General features: G+C 54.1%; 3 protein-coding genes and 1 pseudogene. All 4 read left to right on the top strand.

What is annotated here, in order from left to right; all coding sequences use genetic code 11:
* The coding region (locus AAC854_RS22715) for a phage major capsid protein (protein ID WP_340619070.1) at positions 1 to 160 on the top strand (160 nt) is incomplete at its 5' end.
* 40 nt (positions 161 to 200) lie between these two features.
* Positions 201 to 506 carry a head-tail connector protein gene (locus AAC854_RS22710; protein WP_273546780.1) on the top strand — a complete coding sequence of 102 codons (306 nt, stop codon included), beginning with the start codon at positions 201 to 203 and terminating at the stop codon, positions 504 to 506.
* On the top strand, positions 506 to 826 hold the full coding sequence (locus AAC854_RS22705; RefSeq protein ID WP_340619069.1) for a phage head closure protein: 321 nt from the start codon (positions 506 to 508) through the stop codon (positions 824 to 826). The genes AAC854_RS22710 and AAC854_RS22705 overlap by 1 nt, the downstream gene beginning before the upstream one ends.
* Positions 823 to 957 (top strand): annotated as a pseudogene (locus AAC854_RS24760) (HK97-gp10 family putative phage morphogenesis protein); the annotation flags it as partial. The gene AAC854_RS22705 and the pseudogene AAC854_RS24760, both read left to right, overlap by 4 nt.

Raw genomic sequence — 957 nt, 5'->3', positions numbered from 1 at the left:
ACGCTGCTACACCATTCTGGATCGCCTCGGCGTGCGTATGTTGCGTGACCCGTACACCCGCAAACCGTTTATCCACTTCTACACCACTAAACGGGTGGGTTCCCTGCTGGTCGACAGTCACGCCGTGAAGTTGCTGAAAGGCGCTGCGGGCAGTAAGTAATCTCTGGGCGGCCGGCGTGCCGCCTTATTATGGGGGAAATATGCCGCTACCCACGATTGAAGAGCTGCGCTTGCAGTGCAAAGTGGATGAAACGCAGGACGATGAGCTGTTACTGACCTACCTCATGAGTGCCAGAGAAAAAGCCGAAAATTACCTCAATCGAAAACTCTATGAAGACCACGTTCCGGCAGATGACCCTGACGGCATGTTGATCACCCCGTTGGTTAAACTGGCCTTAATGTTGGCGGTTGGGTTCTGGTATGAGCACCGCGAGCCCAATGTATTAGCCAGCGGGTTTAAGGAACTGCTTAACGATTATCGGATCAGACCCATGAGGGGGACATAATGCAGGCAGGCAGATTGCGTCACCGCATCACGTTACAGAGCTTTACCCAGATCAACTTGCCATCGGGCCAGCGTATGCAGGTGTGGCAGGATATCGCCACGGTCTGGGCAGAGGTTAAGTTCATTAGCGGGCGTGAGTTACTGACAGCGGGGGCTGAACGCTCAGAAACCACGGTACGGGTCTGGCTGCGTTACCGTCCGGATGTCACCAGCGCGTCCCGTATGGTGTTTAGGGGGCAGGTTTACGACATTCAGGCGGTGATCCCTGACCCGAAACTGACCCAGCTTGAGCTGTTATGCAAACAGGGGGTAAAACCATGAGTATTCATACGGATCTGGATTTTTCCGGCTTGCAGGCAATAGCGAAAGATCTCGAACTGCTCAGCAAGGCTGAAAATAATCAGGTGCTGCGAAAAGCCACTTATGCGGCGGCGTCGGTATTGCGTGACGAG

The organism is Xenorhabdus entomophaga, assembly GCF_037996725.1.
Lineage (GTDB): Bacteria > Pseudomonadota > Gammaproteobacteria > Enterobacterales > Enterobacteriaceae > Xenorhabdus > Xenorhabdus khoisanae.
This window is presented reverse-complemented; position numbering and strand designations above follow the sequence as displayed.

Bases quoted from the DNA above. Each gene is read 5' to 3' on its own strand.
- AAC854_RS22710 (WP_273546780.1), top strand. From the start codon at position 201: ATGCCGCTACCCACGATTGAAGAGCTGCGCTTGCAGTGCAAAGTGGAT.
- AAC854_RS22705 (WP_340619069.1), top strand. From the start codon at position 506: ATGCAGGCAGGCAGATTGCGTCACCGCATCACGTTACAGAGCTTTACC.